Source organism: Paraburkholderia metrosideri (genome assembly GCF_904848625.1).
Lineage (GTDB): Bacteria > Pseudomonadota > Gammaproteobacteria > Burkholderiales > Burkholderiaceae > Paraburkholderia > Paraburkholderia metrosideri.
This window is the reverse complement of the sequence record NZ_CAJHCP010000010.1, coordinates 125640-143898: the sequence shown is the minus strand read 5'-3', so window position 1 is coordinate 143898 and position 18259 is coordinate 125640. Positions and strand designations below refer to the sequence as shown.

Sequence of the window (18259 nt, the reverse complement as noted above, 5' to 3'; positions counted from 1 at the left end):
CGATTTCGCGTTTCTCACGCACCCCCAGCGAAGCCGCGCCAAAGCAACGACAATAGCGCTCTATCCGATACCGGCACCTTTGCGTTCCCGATGAACGCTCCTCATCTCGCGCGATCAGAAATAATCTGAAACAACCATTTAAGCGCGTAGCGGAATAAAACGGCAAACTGAAGCGTTAGCTCAATACCGGCAGCGCATCCGGACTCTGCTCCCCTAGGAGCCGTTTTTTCAAACAGCTTTCGCAGCATTGAATTCGCGGACGGACCCATCATGAATTCCCATGCCGACTCTCTGGCCGATTCGACCGGCACGCCAGTGCCGACGCGCTATACCAGAACAGCCATCACGCTGCACTGGCTGATCGCGCTGCTGATCATCTGCAACGTCGTGCTCGGCCTGAGCGCAGATTCGTTGCCCGACGACTGGGTGCGTCCGGTGGTCGATACGCACAAGTCGATCGGCATCACGGTACTGGGTCTTGCGCTGCTACGCGTGTTGTGGCGTGTGTCGCACAAGCCGCCGCCGCTGCCGCGCGAGTTTCCATCTTGGGAAAAAATGGCTGCGCATGTCGCCCACTTTCTGCTGTATCTGCTGATGATTGCGCTGCCGTTGTCCGGCTGGCTGCACGATTCCGCGTGGAAAGACGCGGCCACGCACCCGATGCGCCTCTTCAATCTGTTCCCGTGGCCGCGTATCGGCTTCGTGATGAATCTCGATCCGGCGCTGAAGGAAAGCTTGCATTTGCATGACCGCTTCGGCGCATTGCATACGTGGCTCGGTTACGCGCTTTATGCATTGCTCGCGATGCATATCGGCGGTGCGCTGAAGCATCAGTGGATCGATCGTAAATCGGTTCTGAAGCGCATGGTGCCGTGAGCGGCTCGTACGGCATCAAGTGCGGCTTCAAGACTTCCTTCCACCCGTTGCAGCAACAACAAACCCGGCAGCCACTTTGAAGAAAACCCTTGAACAGGCCCTCGCTCTTGCGTCGCCGCGCATTGTGCCGCGACACACGACGCTGTCGAGCACGCTGATTCATTTCAGTGTCGTCGCCTTGTGGCTGCTGCTGTTCGCCCGCGCGTTCTTCCTGAAAGGCGCGCTGGCCTGGTCGACCGGTATTGCGTACGTGGTGTACGACACGTTGCTGCTCGCGTTCGTCACGTGGAAGTCGCTGCCGTTGATGCGCCGCACGCCGCCGCTCGACGCTGACCGCGACCAGCGCCACCTGCCGGACATGGGGGTGATCGTCGCGTCGCATAACGAAGCGGCTGTGCTGCCGGTCACCCTTGCGGCATTGCTGCGGCAGACGCACGGTCCCGCGCAGATTGTGATTGCCGACGACGGCTCGACTGATGCCACCCGCGAACTCCTCGCCGAACGCTTCGGCCTCACCCCTGCTGCCGACGGCGTGCTGAGCGCCGCCAGCGCGCTGTACCCGAACCTGTTCTGGCTGCGCGTGCCGCACGGGGGCAAGGCTCGCGCGCTGAACGCCGCGATCACGGTCATGAACACGGAAACCGTGATGACCGTCGACGCCGACACGCTACTCGACGACGACGCCACCTACGCGATGCGCGCCGCGTTCGCCAGCGAGCCGAAGCTGGTCGCCGCCGCCGGCATTCTGGTGCCGGTTTGTGGCAAATCGGTGTCGGGCCGCGTGTTCCAGTGGTTCCAGACCTACGAGTACATGCGCAACTTCATCGCCCGTTTTGCATGGATGCGCGCCGACAGTCTGCTGCTGATCTCCGGCGCGTTTGCGTCGTTCAGGCGGGATGCGCTGGTCGACGTCGGTGGCTTCGATCCGCAATGTCTGGTCGAAGACTACGAACTGATTCACCGCTTGCGCCGCTATTCGGTCGACCACGATCTTGGCTGGGACGTGCGGGTAGTAGGCGACGCCCATGCGCGCACCGACGCGCCGGACAACCTCGGCAGCTTCTTGCGGCAACGTCGCCGCTGGTTCGCGGGCTTCCTGCAGACGCAATACTGGAATCGCGACATGACCGGCAATCCGCGTTATGGCACGCTCGGCATGCTGATGCTCCCCGTCAAGGCGATCGACACGATGCAGCCCATTTATGGTCTGACGGCGTTCGCGCTGCTGCTCGGCTTTCTGTTCGGCGGCCATGGTGCGATCGTGGTGTCGATCTTCAGCGTGATCGGCGTGAAAACGGCGATCGACCTCGCGTTTTACCTGTGGAGCATTCACCTGTATCGCCGCTGGACGGGCGAGCGCAGCGGCAACAGTCTGGGCATGGCGATGCTCGCGGCGGTGGCCGAACCGTTCACTTTCCAACTGATACGCCATGCCGGTGCGGCGCTCGGCTGGCTGCAATTCCTGCGCGGCGGACGCACGTGGGGTGTGCAGCGGCGTTCGGGCCTGGTGGCGCCCGACGAGCGTTAGCCGGCACGGCGCGTTTTCTAAAGCATTCAAACGAGCCCCTCGGCGAGCACGCAGCATGGAAGCTGCTGCTGCTGGCACGGCGCGTGCGCGCCGGGGTGGAGGCGCCCTGCATCGGGCCGCCCTGCCGCCATCCGACCCATGCGGTGGCCGCTTCTAGTAGACTGGCGACGATGCCGCCCTTCGTCAACAGGGCGACGACCTACTATCCGCCCGTGCACGGAGACTTCACGTATGCATGCTGTTCCACCGCTCGAACAAGACATCGTCGATGCAACCGTCGATGCGCCGCCTGCGCAAGCAGCGTCGCAACATCCCGCTCATACAGCGGCTCCTGCGCATGCGCCGGGCGTCGCCGTCAACGACGCGCCGGTGCGCGATCTGCGCCGCGTCGGCATTCACCCCGACTACTGGTATCCGCTCGCATGGTCGCATGAAGTGAAAGCGGGTAAGACTCACGGCGTCACGTTCGCGGGCGACCCGATCGTGCTGGCGCGCACGGAATCCGGCAAGGTGTTTGCGCTGGAGGACCGTTGCGCGCATCGACAGGTGCCGTTGCATCAGGGTGTCGTGGACGGCGAGTCGATTCGTTGCGGTTATCACGGCTGGACCTACGACTGCTCGGGCAAGTGTATCGACGTGCCGTATCTGGGCCGCGAGCGTTTGCCGAATGGCGTGCGCTCCTACCCCTGCCAGGAACTCGCAGGCTTGATCTTCGTATTTCCCGGCGATGCCGCACTGGCCGAGCAACGCCCGCTGCCTGACCTTGGCTCCGTCGCAGACAAGAAGTACAAGACGCGCCGCTTCGGCCGTCCGGTGAATTGCCATTATTCATTCATGCACGAGAACCTGATGGATATGAACCATCAGTTTCTGCACCGCAAGCAGATGGGGCAGATGCGTGCGCGTTCGCTGGGTCGGCGGCGCGGCGAAGGGTGGGTTGAAGTCGACTACACGTTTGCGCGTATGGCCGGCCAGCAGCCAATTGGCGAGGCGATCGTGTTCGGTCAAAGCCGTAAAACCGGCGGCGACAACGACAAAGATGTGATGACGATCCGCACCGAGTATCCGTATCAGACGTTGAAAATTCGTACGTCCGAACAGACGCTGGTGATGGACCTGTGGATCGTCTACGTGCCGCTCGACCGCGAACAGCGCACCAATCGCACGTTCGGCCTGCTGTCGATCCGCAAGCCCGGCATTCCCGGTGTGCTGAATCTCGCGTGGCCGCTGCTGGTGTGGTTCACAGAACGCATCTTCAAGGAAGATCGCGAGATCGTCGAAGCTGAACAGCGCGCCCATGACTCGCAAGGCGCGGACTGGAATCACGAGGTGTTTCCGGTCATCAACGAACTGCGCGCGTTGCTGCGCGACGGCGGCGCGCCGGACCTGGTAGTGGGCGCAGGCATGAGCGACACATCCGTGATCCGTTTCTGGGATTCGCGCCAACGCAGTCCGTTAGCGAAAACCTGATATTTGGGTTTGTCGACGCCGCGAGGGACCGTACAATCATCGGCGACGATGAGCGGCGTGCCCCAGCGGCGGCCCAGAAACCACACCGTGTGATTTCCGGGTTTGAAGTCCGATAACAATAAGCGCAACGCGCAGACTCATCGAGCGGGACATCCGCAAAGATAATCAATCGCCTGAGAGAGAGGCCCATTCGATGAGTACCGAACTGCATGCAGTCGTGCCTGTTGTCGTGTGTCTTGTGGGTCTGGTCACCGTGGTCATCGTGGCGCTTGCGGTGGCGCTCGTGAAGGGCGGCCCGAAACAGCCAGTCCCGCTCGCGTCGATCAACGAGCCTTTCAAATCCGTCGACACCTCCGATTTACCTCCCGCCGAACACTTCACCGCACGCGATAACACGGCGCTCGCCTACCGGCACTATGCGGCCCGGCCGGCGTTGGTGCGCGGCAGCGCGGTGCTGATTCACGGTTCGTCGGCGAGCGGCGTCAGCATGCACACGTTGGCAAAAGCGCTCGCGGCTTCTGGCTACAACGTCTACGTTCCCGACATGCGCGGACATGGCGACTCTGGCCGGAAAGGAACGATTGCGTACATCGGACAACTCGAAGACGATCTCGGCGATTTTCTCGACGCGGTTCAGCCGGACGGACCGCGCACCCTGGTCGGCTTCTCTGCTGGCGGCGGGTTTGCGCTGCGTTTCGCGAGCGACGCCCGGCAGCTGGCCTTCGACCGTTACGTGCTGCTCGCGCCGTTCATCCATCAGAACGCACCGACTACGCCGCCTGCCGTTGGCGGATGGGCGAACCTCGGTATCCCGCGCGTCGTTGCGCTGACGTTTCTCAACGCGCTGCGTATCACGCTCTTCAACCATCTGCCCGTCGTCGCGTTTGCGTTGGCACCGGAAGCTGCCGCGCGACTCACGCCGCGGTATTCATACAACCTGATGCAGAATTTTCGACCGCACCACAACTACCGCGCCGATATTCGCGCGACGCGGCGGCCGCTCGACGTTCTGGTCGGCGCGAACGACGAAGCATTTCACGCCGACGCATTTGCCGGTGTATTCGAGGAAGCGGGGCGGGTCGTGCCGGTCACGATCGTGCCGGAGGTCGGCCATATTGGCCTGACGCTCGAGCCACTGGCGGTAGCGACGATTGTGGCGGCGGTCTTCGAGCGCGGCAGCGAGGCTGTTTTCATCGACGATCGATCGCCTCGGCGAAGAATTAGATCATCTCCGCACGGTAGGCAATCCGGCGCGCTTGAACAGCGATAATGGCAACTCATGCACATGGGTTTGTGCGAATCGGGATGCGCGACGCTCACGCCCGTGTACCATTTCGCTTTTTCCCCTCTTCAAGAACGCTCGTGACCACGCAACACATCTCTACCCCGTCGAAAAAATCGCTGACTTTGCTTCAATTGCTGGGCCTCATCGGCGCTGCAGGTCTGATCGCCGCCATCGTGCTGAATCAGTTCGTCTAATTACGCCGCCGAGCCGTCGGATCAGGCTCGCGGCCTTATGCCGGCAGTTGCTGGCTTCATCGATATTCCGATTGCCATGTACAAGAAGGGCGTAGCCGTAGAAATCCAGTTTTCTCCCGAGCGACTCAACGACGGCGCGGGCGATCCCTACTGGATCGATCTGACTCAGGCCGAAGCGCAAAGCCTGCTGGAAAGCCTGCAAGCGCGCGTTGCCAGCGGCGGCGGGGGCACGGACGCTCCGCTGGTCGTCAGCCTCGATAAAACGCCGGCATCGCACGCGGCCAGCCCGGCTGAAGCGGCGCCCGATAATACCGCTTCAGCGGATGACTTCAAGCAGTGGGTCTGCGTGATCTGCGGCTGGGTCTACGACGAGGCCACCGGTTTGCCGGACGAAGGTATCGCGCCGGGCACCCGCTGGGCAGATGTCCCGGCCGACTGGCGTTGCCCGCTTTGCGACGTGGGCAAGGAAGATTTCGCGCTGGTCGAGTTTTAACGGCCTGCGCGGCGCATCAGGCGGTTCCGTCCGGATAGTCCGCACCTTCAGTTGACGTCTTCCATGTATCGAAGTCGCCGCGCATGAAGTCCAGCTTCTTGTACGCCAACTCGAGCGCCATCTTGCCGAGCAGCAGACGCAACGGCGGTTGATCCGACAGCGCGGCGTCGATGATCGCCTGGGCGGCGCGCACCGGGTCGCCAGCCTGCTTGCCGCTGCGCTGTTCGGTCTGCTTGCGGCGCACGCCGGCCGTGTCCGCATAGTCGTCGATCACGGTCCCCGACTGCTTGATGGACGGACCCGCCCAGTTGGTGCGGAACGGGCCCGGTTCGACGATCAGAACACCGATACCCAGCGGCTTCACCTCTTGCGCCAGCGATTCCGAGAGACCCTCGACCGCGTATTTGGTCGCGTGGTAATAGCCGGTCGCCGCAAAGCTCGTAATGCCGCCAATCGACGACACGTTGACGATCAGACCACTGTGCTGCTCGCGCATGATCGGCAACACGGCCTTCGTCATGTCGACCAGACCGAACACGTTGGTCTCGAACATCGCGCGAACGTCGTCGTCTTCGCCTTCCTCGATCGCCGCCAGATAGCCGTAGCCCGCGTTGTTGACGAGTGCGTCGATGCGGCCGAAATGCTCTTTTGCCTGCTTGACGGTCTCTTCAACCTGGGTCCGGTTGGTGACGTCGAGCGGTAAAACCAGCGCGCGGTCGCCGTGTCCTTCGGCAATATCTTTCACTTTCGACGGGTCGCGCGCGGTTACGACGGCGCGCCAGCCACGCTCCAGTACCAGCTTCGCCAGCTCGCGGCCGAAGCCAGTTGAACAGCCTGTAATCAGCCAGACGGGATTGTCTCGATTCATCATTTGGGAAACTCCTCGATGGTCTACGGCGGGTGAATACTCGGACACGACCGTGCGATGTGCGTTGCCGGTCATGTTTGCAACTGTTTGATGGCGGTGCTCAGCGTGAAGCATGGCCTGTCGCCGCAGGGTCCCGGCGACTCGGGCATAGCGAGCTGATTGAAGGCCCGTGGGAGAAATCGTGTATCGACGCGTATCGCCGCGAGCAAAATCAAAAGACTAGCTTAACTCTCTTTGACGGGACGGGCTTGCGACGAATGCATTAGCGACGGTGACGCTAAATGCTGATTGTTAAACGGCAGCATTCAAATGGGCATGGCTGGCGAATGAATGAACCGGCATGTATCAATTCTCCGTGGCGACTGTTCTGCTTTGCTACGGAGTCTTCGTTCGTTTCGTCCACGTTCTGGGCGTACCCTGGTTCGACAGGTTGACGCGCTCAATCTGCATTCACCGCGCCCGCACCGTTCGCGTGTACGAAGCGATCATCGTCGCCAACTCCTGCGCGGCGGGCGTCAGCGGAATCGCCGCGCGTTGCAGCAGACAGACGTTCTGCTCGACCGCTTTCTCGCGCACCGGAATCGACGTCAGCGTGCCCGACAACGGCCCGCGTTTCACCACGACCGACGACTCCAGCGACAGACAATCCGTTGCGCCCACCAGGTGCAACGCCTCGTACAACCCCTCCACGGTCGCGATGATTGTCGGCGGCGGCAAACCGTGGCTTTCGAACAGATGGTTCAAACGGTTGACCTGCGGATCGTCGGTAAGATTCGGCGAGCGCGTGGCGACCCACGTGCAGTCAGCGAGTTCGGCGAGCGAGGTCGCGCCCGCTTTCGGATGACCCTGCCGGCACACGATCACCGGATCGGACGGATACAACGGCGTCACCGACAGATCAGCCGTGTCCGTATGCCTGGACACCAGCGCTACGGCGAAGTCCAGCGTGCCTTCGCGAATCCACGAAATCATCATCCGCGACGTGCCGGTGCGCAGATGCACGGCGACCCGTTCGAAGCGCGTGCGAAATTCCATCAGCACCGGCGCGGACGCATCGACGAGCGGCTCGGTAGTCATGCCGAACGTGACTTCGCCGACATAGTCACCACGCAATTGCTGCACTTCCTGTTCGGCCCGCTCGCATTCACCGATGATTGCCCCCGCCCGCTGCAATAGCCGCTGACCCAGCGCTGTCAGCGTGATGCCGCGATTCGTGCGCGTGAATAGCGTCGCGCCCAGCATCGATTCGAGGTTCTGCAACTGCTGCGTGATCCCACTCTGCGCAATACCCAGCGCCCGCGACGCCGCGCGAATGCTGCCGTGCTCGGCAACCGCCGTGAAAGCGCGCAACTGGGAGATCGTCAACGCCATGCGCGTGTTCCGTCGAGTGATCGGTAAAAGTGATCATGATAGTCCGAATGGGACTTTCTTTGAGGCGCAAACACGACTTACGATGCTGGTGATCCAGCCCGCAACCACTCTTCGCCCCATGAAAATTCCGCTGATGATCCTGAGCGCCGCGCTGACTTTCAGCAGCGGTGCGTTCGCCGCTGAGTCGACCACCCTGCGTCTGGGCATCGACCCCAGCTATCCGCCAATGGACGCCAAGGCACCCGACGGCACGTTCAAAGGCTTCGACGTCGATCTCGGCAACGAGATCTGCCGACGCATTCACGCCCGCTGTCAGTGGGTCGAACTGGAGTTTTCGGGGATGATCCCCGCGCTCCAGGCGCGCAAGATCGACGCGATTCTTTCGTCGATGGCGATCACCGACAAGCGTGAACAACAGATTCTGTTTTCATCGAAGATATTCCAGTTCAAGTCGCGTCTGGTCGCGCGGCAAGGTTCGCCGCTCGCGGGCCGTGCGAACGCGTTGGCCGGCAAGCAGATCGGCGTGCAATCGGGCACGCAGTTCGAGGCATATGCGTTGAAGAACTGGGCGCCAATCGGCGCGCATGTGATCCCCTACAAGGGACAGGACGAAGTATTCGCGGACTTGCAGAACGGACGCCTCGACGGCGCGTTGCTCGGTTCAGTGGAAGCGGACATCGGCTTTTTGCGCACGCCGGCGGGCAAGGGCTTTGCATTTGTCGGCGAGCCGCTGTCAATGGGTGATCGCGGCGTCGGCATCGGCCTGCGCAAAGACGAAACAGCGGTACAGGCGTCGATCAATGCAGCCATCGCGTCGATGCTCAAAGACGGCACGTACGCGCAGATCGCGAAGAAGTACTTCGACTTCGATCCGTACGGTAACTGATTCTCTTATTTCCTACTCTTCTTCCGCAGGCTTTCCGCTCATGAACAGGCAATCGATTCCGCTTCTATCGCCGGCTATCGGCACGCACCGCGAGCTGGTGTCGTTTCATTTTGGCCCGGAAAATAGCGGGCAAAAGATCTATATCCAGTCGTCGTTGCATGCCGATGAAACGCCTGCGATGCTGACGACCGTGTTGCTCAAGCGGCGCCTGATCGAGCTGGAAAAGCAGGGCTTGCTGGAGGCGGAAATCGTGCTGGTGCCGGTGGCAAATCCGGTCGGTCTCGGTCAGTACGTGCTGGGTCAGTTTCTTGGACGTTTCGACTTGGGCAGCGGCAAGAACTTCAATCGACACTTCCTGCAATTCTCGAAACTGGTTGCTCGCGCGAAAGAAGCATTGGGTTCCGATGCGAAAGAGAACCGCCGAATCGTTCGCGAGTTGATCGCCGCAGAACTCGCCGAACAGAAGCCGCTGACCGAATTCGAGTCGCTGCAACTGGCGATGCTGAAGCTCTCGTTCGATGCCGACGTGGTGATCGATCTGCATTGTTCGCTCGAAGCCGCGATGCACGTCTATACGAGCGAGGCGGCATGGCTCGAGTTCGAGCCGTTGTCGCGCTATCTCGGCGCGCAGGCGTCGTTACTCGCGACCAATTCAGGCGGTGAGTCGTTTGATGAAACGCATAGCCTGTTGTGGTGGACGTTGCAGCAGCAGATGCCTGCCGACAAGCCGGTGCCGAACGGCACAATTGCCGTGACGGTGGAATGTCGCGGTCAGCGTGACGTGTCGTACGAAGTGGCGCAGGAAGATGCGGACGCGATTGTCGATTACCTCGTGTGGCGCAAGGCGATCCGGCTTGACGCGAAGCCTTTACCGGCGTTGTCGTCGCCCGCAACGCCGCTCGCCGGCAGCGAGCAGTTTTACGCACCTGTCAGCGGGATTCTCGTGCATCGCGCGAAAATCGGCGACACGATTCGTGTCGGTCAGGCGCTATTCGATATCGTCGACCCATTGACCGACGAGACCACGACGATTTGCAGCAACACAGAGGGCGTGCTTTATATGCGACGTGCGATTCGCTTCGTGACGACGGGCGCGCCATTAGGACGTGTGACTGGAACGCGCGCGTTCAGGACGGGCGTTTTGCTGGGCGCGTAAAGCCTTCTGCTGGCCGACGACTGAAAACAACGGACGCGTTTCTGTAAATCAGAAACGCGTCCGTTTTTCATGGCGTTGCTACGCGGCTATTTTCTTCCGACCAGATAGGTCACGCCATTCGGACCATAGCGCTCCGAATGGGCTTCATTCGCCCGCAAGTGAAAGACGTCGCCAACCTTGTACGTGCGTTCTTCATCACCGACACGAATGTGCATATCGCCTTCGACAATCAGCGCCTTTGCTTCGAAGGGATGCTGGTGGACATCCATCGTGATATTGGCTTCGCGTGTCACCAGTACAGCCTCGGGGAAGCCGTCTTTCGTCAGGCTTTCGGTGAAAGTGGTGCGGTTCATGGAGTCACCATCGTGGGGAATAGTGAAGCCGACTTTAACGCTATTCACCGGATTGTGCAGAAGCCTGCAGGGCTTCGATCTAGTGGCCTTGCCTGCCGCTTGAAGCAGCCGCTCAACCGAAGCCCGGAGTGACACGCGCTTAACTTGCCGCCAACACCGGCGCCACTGCCGCCGGATCGCTGATACTCGGCCGCCCGTTTTCGACGTGCCCGGCCAGACGACGCGAGAAGCTGGCGTCGTCATTGCTCGTCACCGTCAGGTCGTACCAGTGATGGCTCGACGCTAGCACCCACGCTTCCTCGATGGGCAAACCGGCTGGCACGAGCACCGGACGCACACGCGCACCATACGCGTTATCCGTCACCGTCAAACGCGCAATGCCGCCGCCGCTATTGCTGAACTTCAGGAACACATTGCCGTTCGCCACATCGTATTGCACGATCACTTCAGGCTGCGCCGGCTTGTTGCCGAGATGCAGCCCGGCGATATGCGTCGTCTGCGAACTCGCCTGGGTATTGCCCGCGAACTTGCGCACGAAACCGTTCGGGCCGAATACTTCGAACGTGTACACGCCGTTCGTCGTTGTCAGATCGAAAGTCTCGCTGAGCGATTTGCCCGCTTCAACGGTATAACGCCACGGACCATCCGTGCGATTCGTCGCGTACACATAGAAGTGCGCGCCCTGCTCGCCGGTGTTGGCAAACGTGATGTCGAAGGTGTTCTTCGACGCATTCGCCGCGCCATTCACATGCAATTCGTACGGCAATGCGCGTGCGAAACGAATTCCGCTTTCCTGCGGGTCGATCGCGCCGGGCGTGGCCGGAACGGTCGGCTTCGGCTGCGTCGCGCACTGGTTGTCGGCGATGCTCTTGTAGTTGCTCGTGTCCGGCAGCGGCGGCACCTTCGAGTCCGGCGTGCGGAAGTCGAACGCGGTGGTCAGGTCGCCGCACACGGCGCGACGCCATGCGGTGATGTTCGGCTCATGCACGCCAAAGCGCGTTTCGATAAAGCGGATCACCGACGTATGATCGAACACCTGCGAACACACGAAACCACCCTTGCTCCACGGCGACACGATCGTCATCGGCACACGTGGGCCGAGGCCGTAAGGGTAGCCGTCAGCGGTGTAGCTGCCGCCGCGCAGCGGATTCACCACGTTGTGGATTTCGCCTTCGGTGCTGACTGTCGACTGGCCTTGCGCGGGCGTCGTGGGCGGTTGCGGCGGCACGAGGTGATCGAAGAAGCCGTCGTTCTCGTCGTACATGATGAACAGCACGGTCTTGCTCCACACTTCGGGATTCGACGTCAGCGCATCGAGAATTTGCGACGTGTATTCCGCGCCGTATGCGGGCGTATATTGCGGATGCTCCGAATACGCGGCCGGCGGACACAACCACGACACTTGCGGCAGCTTGTTCGCGAGCACGTCGGCCTTCAGGTCGTCGATCGTGCGCACGGTTTGCGCGCGTTCGTACAGCGGCGAACCCGGTTGCGCGTTGATGTAGTTCGTGAAGTTCTGCAGGATGTTGGTGCCGTAGTTGCCGTTCAGCGGATCGCTGCCGGTCAGCCCCTGCTGGTAGATCTGCCACGACACGCCGGCGGCCTGCAGGCGTTCCGGGTAGGTCGTCCACGAGAGCAACTGATAGCTCGGCGGACCGTCGCCGTCCACCCAGTCGTTGTTGTCGAGTAGCGGACCGCCCATCGTGCCGCTCGGATCGACCATGCCGGTCATCAGGTACGCGCGGTTCGGGTGCGTCGGTCCAGGCAGCGACGCGAAGTACGCGTCGCAAACGGTGAATGCATCGGCCAGCGCATAGTGGAACGGAATGTCGCTGCGCAGGTGATAACCCATCGTCATGTCGGTCTTGTTGGCCGGCCACTGATCGTAGCGGCCGCCATCGATCGCATACTGCGTCTTGTACCACGAGTGATCCAGATCGCCGACGCATTGCGCGCTGGTGGTCGCTGTGTTCAGATGGAACGGCAGCACCGGCTTGGTCGCATCTTCCTTCGACGGCTGATACCAGACCGGCTTGCCGCTCGGCAGCGGAATCGGGAAGCGGTCGTTGTAGCCACGCACGCCGCGCAGATGGCCGAAGTAATGGTCGAACGAACGGTTCTCCTGCATGAACACGACAATGTGCTCGACATCGCGGATCGTGCCGGTGCGCGAGAACGCGGGCACGGCAAGTGCGTTGCGGATCGACTCGGGCAGCGCGGTCATGGCGGCGGCAGCGCCAGCCGACGAAGCCACGGTCTGCAGGAAACGGCGACGGCTAGTTGATGTCATCGAATATCACCTTCTGCGGGGGGAAAGAATGGCGCGTCATGCGCACCGGTGGAATTGGGTCGATTACCTGGTTATCAGGTCAGTTGCTGCGCGCGCTGTCGCCCGGTGCGTAATGCATGACCGGGGCGATCTGCTGGTTGTCGGCAGCGAGATTGGCCTGCATGGTTTGCGCGACCGGATCGGACGCGAGGGCGGGGTCAGCCGCGAACGGCGCGGACGCATCGGGTACGAATGCTGCAGGCAGGCTCGGCACGCTTTGCTGCGCGGCGTCATTGGCGGCGATGCCCTGCGATGAAGATGAAGGCGATGAAGTGGCGGAAGACGTCGTGGTGGGGGAGGAATCATCCGCGCCACAACCGGTCAACGCGATGCTCGATGCGACGGTCGCAATGGCAACTAAAGCGGCGCTGGCCAGACGTTTGTCTCTTTTCATCTCTTCATCCGTTTTTTGTGAAAGCGCGTGCAGTCTCCAATCCTTTCAAGAAATAATTGTGAAACGTTTGCGAGTAGTAAAACTTTCGCTAGTTCGTCGGTTATTCGAAAGGAAATGGAAAGTAACGGGAAGGACAATGGTCATCGGAACGCCATTTGCCTGACATCGAAGCATTCGAGAAATTAATGGTTAGGCATAACCACTTATTCCATGACACGCATAGAACGAGCTTTCGACCTCTCACGTCTTGAAGATGAATGGCTGGAAGCCGACGGCTTCGGCGGTTTCGCGTCGGGTACCGTGGGCACGCTGCGCACACGGCGCTATCACGCGTTGCTGCTCGCCGCGACGCACGCGCCGGGCGGCCGCACGGTGCTCGTGAATGGCGTCGAAGCATGGCTTGAGGCGGGCGGCCAGCGTTATCCGTTGAGCATGCAGCGCTATGTGCCGGATGTGATCTACCCCGACCTGAGCGCGAGTCTCGCCGCGTTCGACACTGAACCGTGGCCCACCTGGCGCTTCCAGCTCGATGCGCATACGGAGGTCGTGGCCGAAGTTCTGGTCAGCAAGGCAACCCGCGAAACGGTGTTGCGCTGGCGTATCGAGAATGACGACCAGGTGGATCAAATGAGTGCGGCCGTTTTAAAGGTGCGCCTATTGCTGTCGGGTCGCGATTACCACTCGCTTCATCATCAGAATTCCGCGTTCAATTTCAATGCGCAAATCAGTGACGATTCCGCGTGCGTGAATTGGCAACCCTATGGCGATTTACCGGCTATTCATGCCGCCACGAATGGCGCCTATGCGCATGCGCCCGACTGGTATCGAAACTTTTGCTACGTCCGTGAGCAGGAGCGCGGGCTCGACTTCAGCGAAGATCTCGCCACGCCCGGCGTGTTCAGCTTCAATCTGGCCGATGCTGACGCGGTGATGATTCTCAGCGCGTCGAGTGCGACGATGGAATCGACGCCGCCTTGCGTGAACGCGCAGACCGCCGCCGGCCATGCCGCCGAGCTCGCGAGCATCGAGCAGCAACGCCGAGAGAAACTGGGCTCGCGCCTGCAACGTTCCGCGGATGCCTACGTCGTCTCGCGTAACGAAGGCCGCACGATCCTCGCGGGTTTCCCGTGGTTCACCGACTGGGGCCGCGATACCTTCATCGCCATGCGTGGGTTGCTGATCGCGTCGAACCGGCTCGACGAAGCCGAAGCGATTCTGCTCGAATGGTCGGGCACGCTGTCGGAAGGCATGCTGCCGAACCGTTTTCCCGACTATGGCGACACACCGGAATTCAACTCCGTCGATGCATCGTTGTGGTTCATCGTCGCCGTCCACGACTATCTGGCGACGCCGCATGCGAGCGTATCGACGCGAGCACGTCTTCAGCAGGCGGTCGAAGCCATCCTCATCGGCTATACGAAGGGCACGCGCTTCAATATCCAGGCAAGTTCTGAAGACGGGTTGCTGCGCGCAGGCGTCCCCGGCGTGCAGCTCACGTGGATGGACGCGAAGGTCGGTGACTGGGTCGTCACGCCGCGTATCGGCAAGCCGGTCGAAGTGCAGGCGCTGTGGATCAACGCGTTGCGCATCGCAGCAAGGTGGAATCCGCAATGGCAACAAGCTGCCGAGCGAGCGTTGCAAGCGTTTCGTGAACGCTTTATCGATCCGTCCACGCAGGCGCTGTTCGACAACGTCGACGTCGATCACGTCAATGGCACGACCGATCGCTCGATCCGCCCGAATCAGATTTTCGCGGCAGGCGGTCTGCCGTTCCCGTTACTCGACGCCACGGCGGCGCGCGCCGTCGTCGCTCAGGTCGAGGCGCAGCTACTCACGCCTTTGGGCCTGAGAACGCTCGCGCCATCCGACCCCGCGTATCGTGGCCACTACGGCGGGCCGCCGCTCGCCCGCGACGGTGCCTATCATCAAGGGACGGTGTGGCCGTGGTTGCTCGGCCCGTTCGTCGAAGCATGGCTGAGGGGCCACGGCAACACAGCAAATGCCTGCGACGAAGCCAGATCACGCTTTCTCGTGCCGCTTTACGCGCATCTCGATCACGCGGGCCTCGATCACCTCTCCGAAATCGCCGACGGCGATGCTCCGCATGCGCCTGCCGGCACGCCGTTTCAGGCGTGGTCGCTCGGAGAATTGCTGCGCGTGGAACGTCTGCTTGCCGGGTTGAAGCCCACGGCTGCGTAAACCGCGCTACGATGTGTGTCCCACCGCAAGCCTGATGCAAGGACGTTGTCATGCCACCGCTGCGCGCTGCCAATCTGCTCGCCACTATCGAAGGTTCCCGACTGCATTCCGCCGACTGCGCCCATTGGCAACGCTGGGGGCCGTATCTAAGCGAGCGTCAATGGGGCACGGTTCGCGAGGATTACAGCGCAGACGGCACCGCGTGGGACTCATTCCCGCACGACCATGCGCGTAGCCGCGCGTACCGCTGGGGCGAAGACGGCATTGCCGGATTCGGCGACGACAAGCTGAGCTGGTGCGTATCGCTCGCGCTGTGGAATCGCAAAGATCCGATCCTGAAGGAGCGCCTGTTCGGCGTCACGAATTCGCAAGGCAATCATGGCGAGGACGTTAAGGAGTTGTACTTCTACGTCGACGGCACGCCCACGCATTCGTACATGCGGATGCTCTATAAGTATCCGCACGCCGCTTATCCGTATAACGACCTCGTGCAGGAAAACGGTCGCCGTGGTGGCGACATGCCGGAGTACGAAGTTCTCGACACCGGCGTGTTCGACGATCTCCGCTATTTCGACGTTCACGTCGAATACGCGAAGCATGCGCCCGACGACATCGTGATGCGCGTGACGATCGAGAATCGCGCAGACCAGGCGGCGTCGCTCGATGTGCTGCCGCAGATCTGGGCGCGCAATTCGTGGTCGTGGAAAGAGAACAAGGACAAACCGTCGCTGGTCGCCGGTACGGGTCACGACGGCAGCGTTCACCTCGTGGGTCGTCAGCATGGTCACGAGCCGATTGTCGTGACGGCGTGGTCGAAAGACGCGCCGCAACTCAACTGGCTTTTCTGCGAAAACGACACGAACGTCAAGCGCCTTTTCAATATGGAAGGCACGGGTCCGTTCAAGGACGGCTTTAACGATTACCTCGTGCACGGCGATCAGCAGGCTGTGCGTCATGACGCGGGCACCAAGGCCGGCGCGCATGCGGCACTCGAACTGGCTCCGTATGGACGAGCGGTTGTGTACCTGCGCTGGCGTCCCCAGTCGGCTCCCGACGACGTGCAATTCGACGCGGATGCCGTTTTCGCGCGGCGTATCGCCGAGGCCGACGAATTCTATGGCGCGTTGCAACACGAGATCACCGATCCCGATGCGCGCCTCGTGCAGCGTCAGGCGCTCGCCGGCATGCTGTGGTCGAAGCAGTACTACCAGTACGACGTGCAGCGCTGGCTCGAAGGCGATCCGCTGCAACCTGCCCCGCCTGCCGGTCGCAAACATGGGCGGAACGCCGACTGGCGGCATCTGTGCAATGCGGACATCGTGTCGATGCCGGACAAGTGGGAGTACCCGTGGTACGCGTCGTGGGACCTCGCATTTCATGCCGCCGCGTTCGCGCTGATCGACCCGGCGTTTGCAAAGCGGCAATTGCTCCTGCTGGTGAAAGACCGCTATCAGCATCCGAACGGCCAGCTACCCGCTTACGAATGGGCGCTCGGCGACGCGAATCCGCCGGTGCATGCGTGGGCCGCGTGGCGCGTCTATGAGATCGACCGGGCGCTGACCGGCAAGGCGGATCGCGATTTCCTCGAACTCGTCTTTCATAAGCTGCTGCTGAATTTTTCGTGGTGGGTGAACCGCAAGGACGCCGACGGTCACAATATTTTCCAGGGCGGCTTTCTCGGACTGGACAACATCGGCATCTTCGACCGCTCGTCGCCGCTGCCAACCGGCGGCCATATCGATCAGGCCGACGGCACCGCATGGATGGCCGCGTATGCGCTCGACCTGATGCGTATCGCGCTCGAACTCGCGTACGCGAACCATGTGTTCGTCGATATCGGCGTGAAGTTTTTCGAGCACTTCCTGTATATCGCCGAAGCGGTCAGTTGCGACGACGGCTGCGAAACGGGACTCTGGGACAGCGAAGACGAGTTCTTCTACGACAAGCTGCGCCTGCCCGACGGCAGCAACATTCCGATGCGTGTGCGTTCTATCGTCGGGCTGATTCCGCTGTTCGCGGTGCATGTGCTCGAAGAACGTTTGCACGACGGCTTACCGTGTTTGCGCGAGCGGCTCGCGTGGTTCCTCGAACATCGTCCGGATCTGGCGAAGCTGGTATCGCGCTGGAACGAACCCGGCAAGGGCAATGCGTTGCTGATGTCGCTGCTGCGTGGGCATCGGATGAAAGCGCTGTTGCGGCGCGCGCTCGACGAAAGCGAATTCCTCTCCGATCATGGCGTGCGCGCGCTGTCCCAATACCATCGCGACCACCCGTTCGTGTTCAACCACAACGGCGATAGCTTTACGGTGAAGTATTTGCCGGCGGAGTCCGACACGCGCGTATTCGGCGGCAATTCCAACTGGCGCGGTCCCGTGTGGATGCCGGTGAACTATCTGCTGATCGAATCGTTGTACGAATTTCACCGCTATTACGGCGAGACTTTCCGCGTTGAATATCCGACGGGTTCGGGCCAGAAGTTCTCGCTTAGCGAAATCGCCGACGAACTCGCGCGTCGCGCAACCACGTTGTTCCTGAAGAACAAGGACGGCGAGCGTCCTGTGATGGGCGCTTATCCGCTGTTGCAGGCCGACCCGCGTTCGCGCGATCTGATCCTGTTCCACGAGTATTTCCACGGCGATAACGGGCGCGGTGTCGGCGCTTCGCATCAGACCGGCTGGACCGGGTTGGTTGCGTTGCTTCTGCAACCGCGCGTGATGGCCGCATCGGGGAATGTGCCGGTAACAGGCGAGCCGGACGCGGCGCCTGCTTCGACATCGCCCGCCACTGCGCCGGTTCATGCGCCCGAACCGGCCACCGTTGAAGCAGTTGCAGCGACCAGGTAGCGCGCTTCGATCCC

14 protein-coding genes are annotated in these 18259 nt (G+C 61.5%); 9 read left to right on the top strand and 5 right to left on the bottom strand.

The genetic code is table 11. The features are described from left to right. Positions 1 to 270 precede the first annotated feature (270 nt). From LMG28727_RS22940 to LMG28727_RS34675, 5 genes are all read left to right on the top strand, one after another. Positions 271 to 876, top strand: coding sequence for a cytochrome b (locus LMG28727_RS22940; protein ID WP_201644606.1), 606 nt, complete (start codon positions 271 to 273; stop codon positions 874 to 876). Between the two features lie 76 nt (positions 877 to 952). Next, complete coding sequence (locus tag LMG28727_RS22935) at positions 953 to 2404, top strand: glycosyltransferase family 2 protein (RefSeq protein ID WP_201644605.1); 1452 nt, start codon at positions 953 to 955, stop codon at positions 2402 to 2404. A gap of 231 nt (positions 2405 to 2635) precedes the next feature. Next, positions 2636 to 3874 (top strand): aromatic ring-hydroxylating oxygenase subunit alpha, encoded by a 1239-nt coding sequence (locus LMG28727_RS22930; RefSeq protein ID WP_201644604.1) that lies wholly within the window; start codon positions 2636 to 2638, stop codon positions 3872 to 3874. Positions 3875 to 4067: 193 nt separating this feature from the next. Then, positions 4068 to 5144: an alpha/beta hydrolase gene (locus tag LMG28727_RS22925; protein WP_201644603.1), complete on the top strand. Its 1077-nt coding sequence runs from the start codon at positions 4068 to 4070 to the stop codon at positions 5142 to 5144. 285 nt (positions 5145 to 5429) lie between these two features. Continuing rightward, positions 5430 to 5846, top strand: a complete 417-nt coding sequence (locus LMG28727_RS34675) for a rubredoxin (protein ID WP_201644751.1) — start codon at positions 5430 to 5432, stop codon at positions 5844 to 5846. Between the two features lie 16 nt (positions 5847 to 5862). Here LMG28727_RS34675 and LMG28727_RS22910 read toward each other — a convergent pair whose 3' ends face one another. Together LMG28727_RS22910 and LMG28727_RS22905 are read right to left on the bottom strand one after the other, a co-directional pair. Then, on the bottom strand, positions 5863 to 6717 hold the full coding sequence (locus LMG28727_RS22910; RefSeq protein ID WP_201644602.1) for an oxidoreductase: 855 nt from the start codon (positions 6715 to 6717) through the stop codon (positions 5863 to 5865). Between the two features lie 447 nt (positions 6718 to 7164). Beyond that, on the bottom strand, positions 7165 to 8085 hold the full coding sequence (locus LMG28727_RS22905) for a LysR family transcriptional regulator (protein ID WP_201644601.1): 921 nt from the start codon (positions 8083 to 8085) through the stop codon (positions 7165 to 7167). Positions 8086 to 8203: 118 nt separating this feature from the next. On the opposite strand from LMG28727_RS22905, the gene LMG28727_RS22900 reads away from it, so the two are divergent. Together LMG28727_RS22900 and LMG28727_RS22895 are read left to right on the top strand one after the other, a co-directional pair. Next, the gene (locus tag LMG28727_RS22900; RefSeq protein ID WP_201644600.1) at positions 8204 to 8971 is read left to right on the top strand and encodes a transporter substrate-binding domain-containing protein; all 768 of its coding nucleotides are present in this window, start codon (positions 8204 to 8206) and stop codon (positions 8969 to 8971) included. Positions 8972 to 9011: 40 nt separating this feature from the next. Beyond that, positions 9012 to 10127, top strand: coding sequence for a succinylglutamate desuccinylase/aspartoacylase family protein (locus tag LMG28727_RS22895; RefSeq protein ID WP_201644599.1), 1116 nt, complete (start codon positions 9012 to 9014; stop codon positions 10125 to 10127). A gap of 86 nt (positions 10128 to 10213) precedes the next feature. Here LMG28727_RS22895 and LMG28727_RS22890 read toward each other — a convergent pair whose 3' ends face one another. From LMG28727_RS22890 to LMG28727_RS22880, 3 genes are all read right to left on the bottom strand, one after another. Beyond that, the gene (locus LMG28727_RS22890) at positions 10214 to 10480 is read right to left on the bottom strand and encodes a cupin domain-containing protein (protein ID WP_201644598.1); all 267 of its coding nucleotides are present in this window, start codon (positions 10478 to 10480) and stop codon (positions 10214 to 10216) included. Between the two features lie 139 nt (positions 10481 to 10619). Continuing rightward, positions 10620 to 12770 (bottom strand): phosphocholine-specific phospholipase C, encoded by a 2151-nt coding sequence (locus tag LMG28727_RS22885; protein ID WP_201644597.1) that lies wholly within the window; start codon positions 12768 to 12770, stop codon positions 10620 to 10622. 79 nt (positions 12771 to 12849) lie between these two features. Then, positions 12850 to 13203 (bottom strand): hypothetical protein, encoded by a 354-nt coding sequence (locus tag LMG28727_RS22880; RefSeq protein ID WP_201644596.1) that lies wholly within the window; start codon positions 13201 to 13203, stop codon positions 12850 to 12852. A gap of 210 nt (positions 13204 to 13413) precedes the next feature. Between LMG28727_RS22880 and LMG28727_RS22875 the strand changes: the two genes are divergently transcribed. Together LMG28727_RS22875 and LMG28727_RS22870 are read left to right on the top strand one after the other, a co-directional pair. After that, entirely contained in the window at positions 13414 to 15402 is a 1989-nt protein-coding gene (locus LMG28727_RS22875; RefSeq protein WP_201644595.1) for an amylo-alpha-1,6-glucosidase, read from the top strand. Between the two features lie 50 nt (positions 15403 to 15452). Beyond that, on the top strand, positions 15453 to 18245 hold the full coding sequence (locus LMG28727_RS22870) for an MGH1-like glycoside hydrolase domain-containing protein (RefSeq protein WP_201644594.1): 2793 nt from the start codon (positions 15453 to 15455) through the stop codon (positions 18243 to 18245). Positions 18246 to 18259 lie beyond the last annotated feature (14 nt).

Coding starts and splice junctions, on each gene's coding strand:
- LMG28727_RS22930 (WP_201644604.1), top strand. CDS start 2,636: ATGCATGCTGTTCCACCGCTCGAACAAGACATCGTCGATGCAACCGTC.
- LMG28727_RS22900 (WP_201644600.1), top strand. CDS start 8,204: ATGAAAATTCCGCTGATGATCCTGAGCGCCGCGCTGACTTTCAGCAGC.
- LMG28727_RS22880 (WP_201644596.1), bottom strand. CDS start 13,203: ATGAAAAGAGACAAACGTCTGGCCAGCGCCGCTTTAGTTGCCATTGCG.
- LMG28727_RS22905 (WP_201644601.1), bottom strand. CDS start 8,085: ATGGCGTTGACGATCTCCCAGTTGCGCGCTTTCACGGCGGTTGCCGAG.
- LMG28727_RS22875 (WP_201644595.1), top strand. CDS start 13,414: ATGACACGCATAGAACGAGCTTTCGACCTCTCACGTCTTGAAGATGAA.
- LMG28727_RS22925 (WP_201644603.1), top strand. CDS start 4,068: ATGAGTACCGAACTGCATGCAGTCGTGCCTGTTGTCGTGTGTCTTGTG.
- LMG28727_RS22910 (WP_201644602.1), bottom strand. CDS start 6,717: ATGATGAATCGAGACAATCCCGTCTGGCTGATTACAGGCTGTTCAACT.
- LMG28727_RS22895 (WP_201644599.1), top strand. CDS start 9,012: ATGAACAGGCAATCGATTCCGCTTCTATCGCCGGCTATCGGCACGCAC.
- LMG28727_RS34675 (WP_201644751.1), top strand. CDS start 5,430: ATGTACAAGAAGGGCGTAGCCGTAGAAATCCAGTTTTCTCCCGAGCGA.
- LMG28727_RS22890 (WP_201644598.1), bottom strand. CDS start 10,480: ATGAACCGCACCACTTTCACCGAAAGCCTGACGAAAGACGGCTTCCCC.
- LMG28727_RS22885 (WP_201644597.1), bottom strand. CDS start 12,770: ATGACATCAACTAGCCGTCGCCGTTTCCTGCAGACCGTGGCTTCGTCG.
- LMG28727_RS22940 (WP_201644606.1), top strand. CDS start 271: ATGAATTCCCATGCCGACTCTCTGGCCGATTCGACCGGCACGCCAGTG.
- LMG28727_RS22870 (WP_201644594.1), top strand. CDS start 15,453: ATGCCACCGCTGCGCGCTGCCAATCTGCTCGCCACTATCGAAGGTTCC.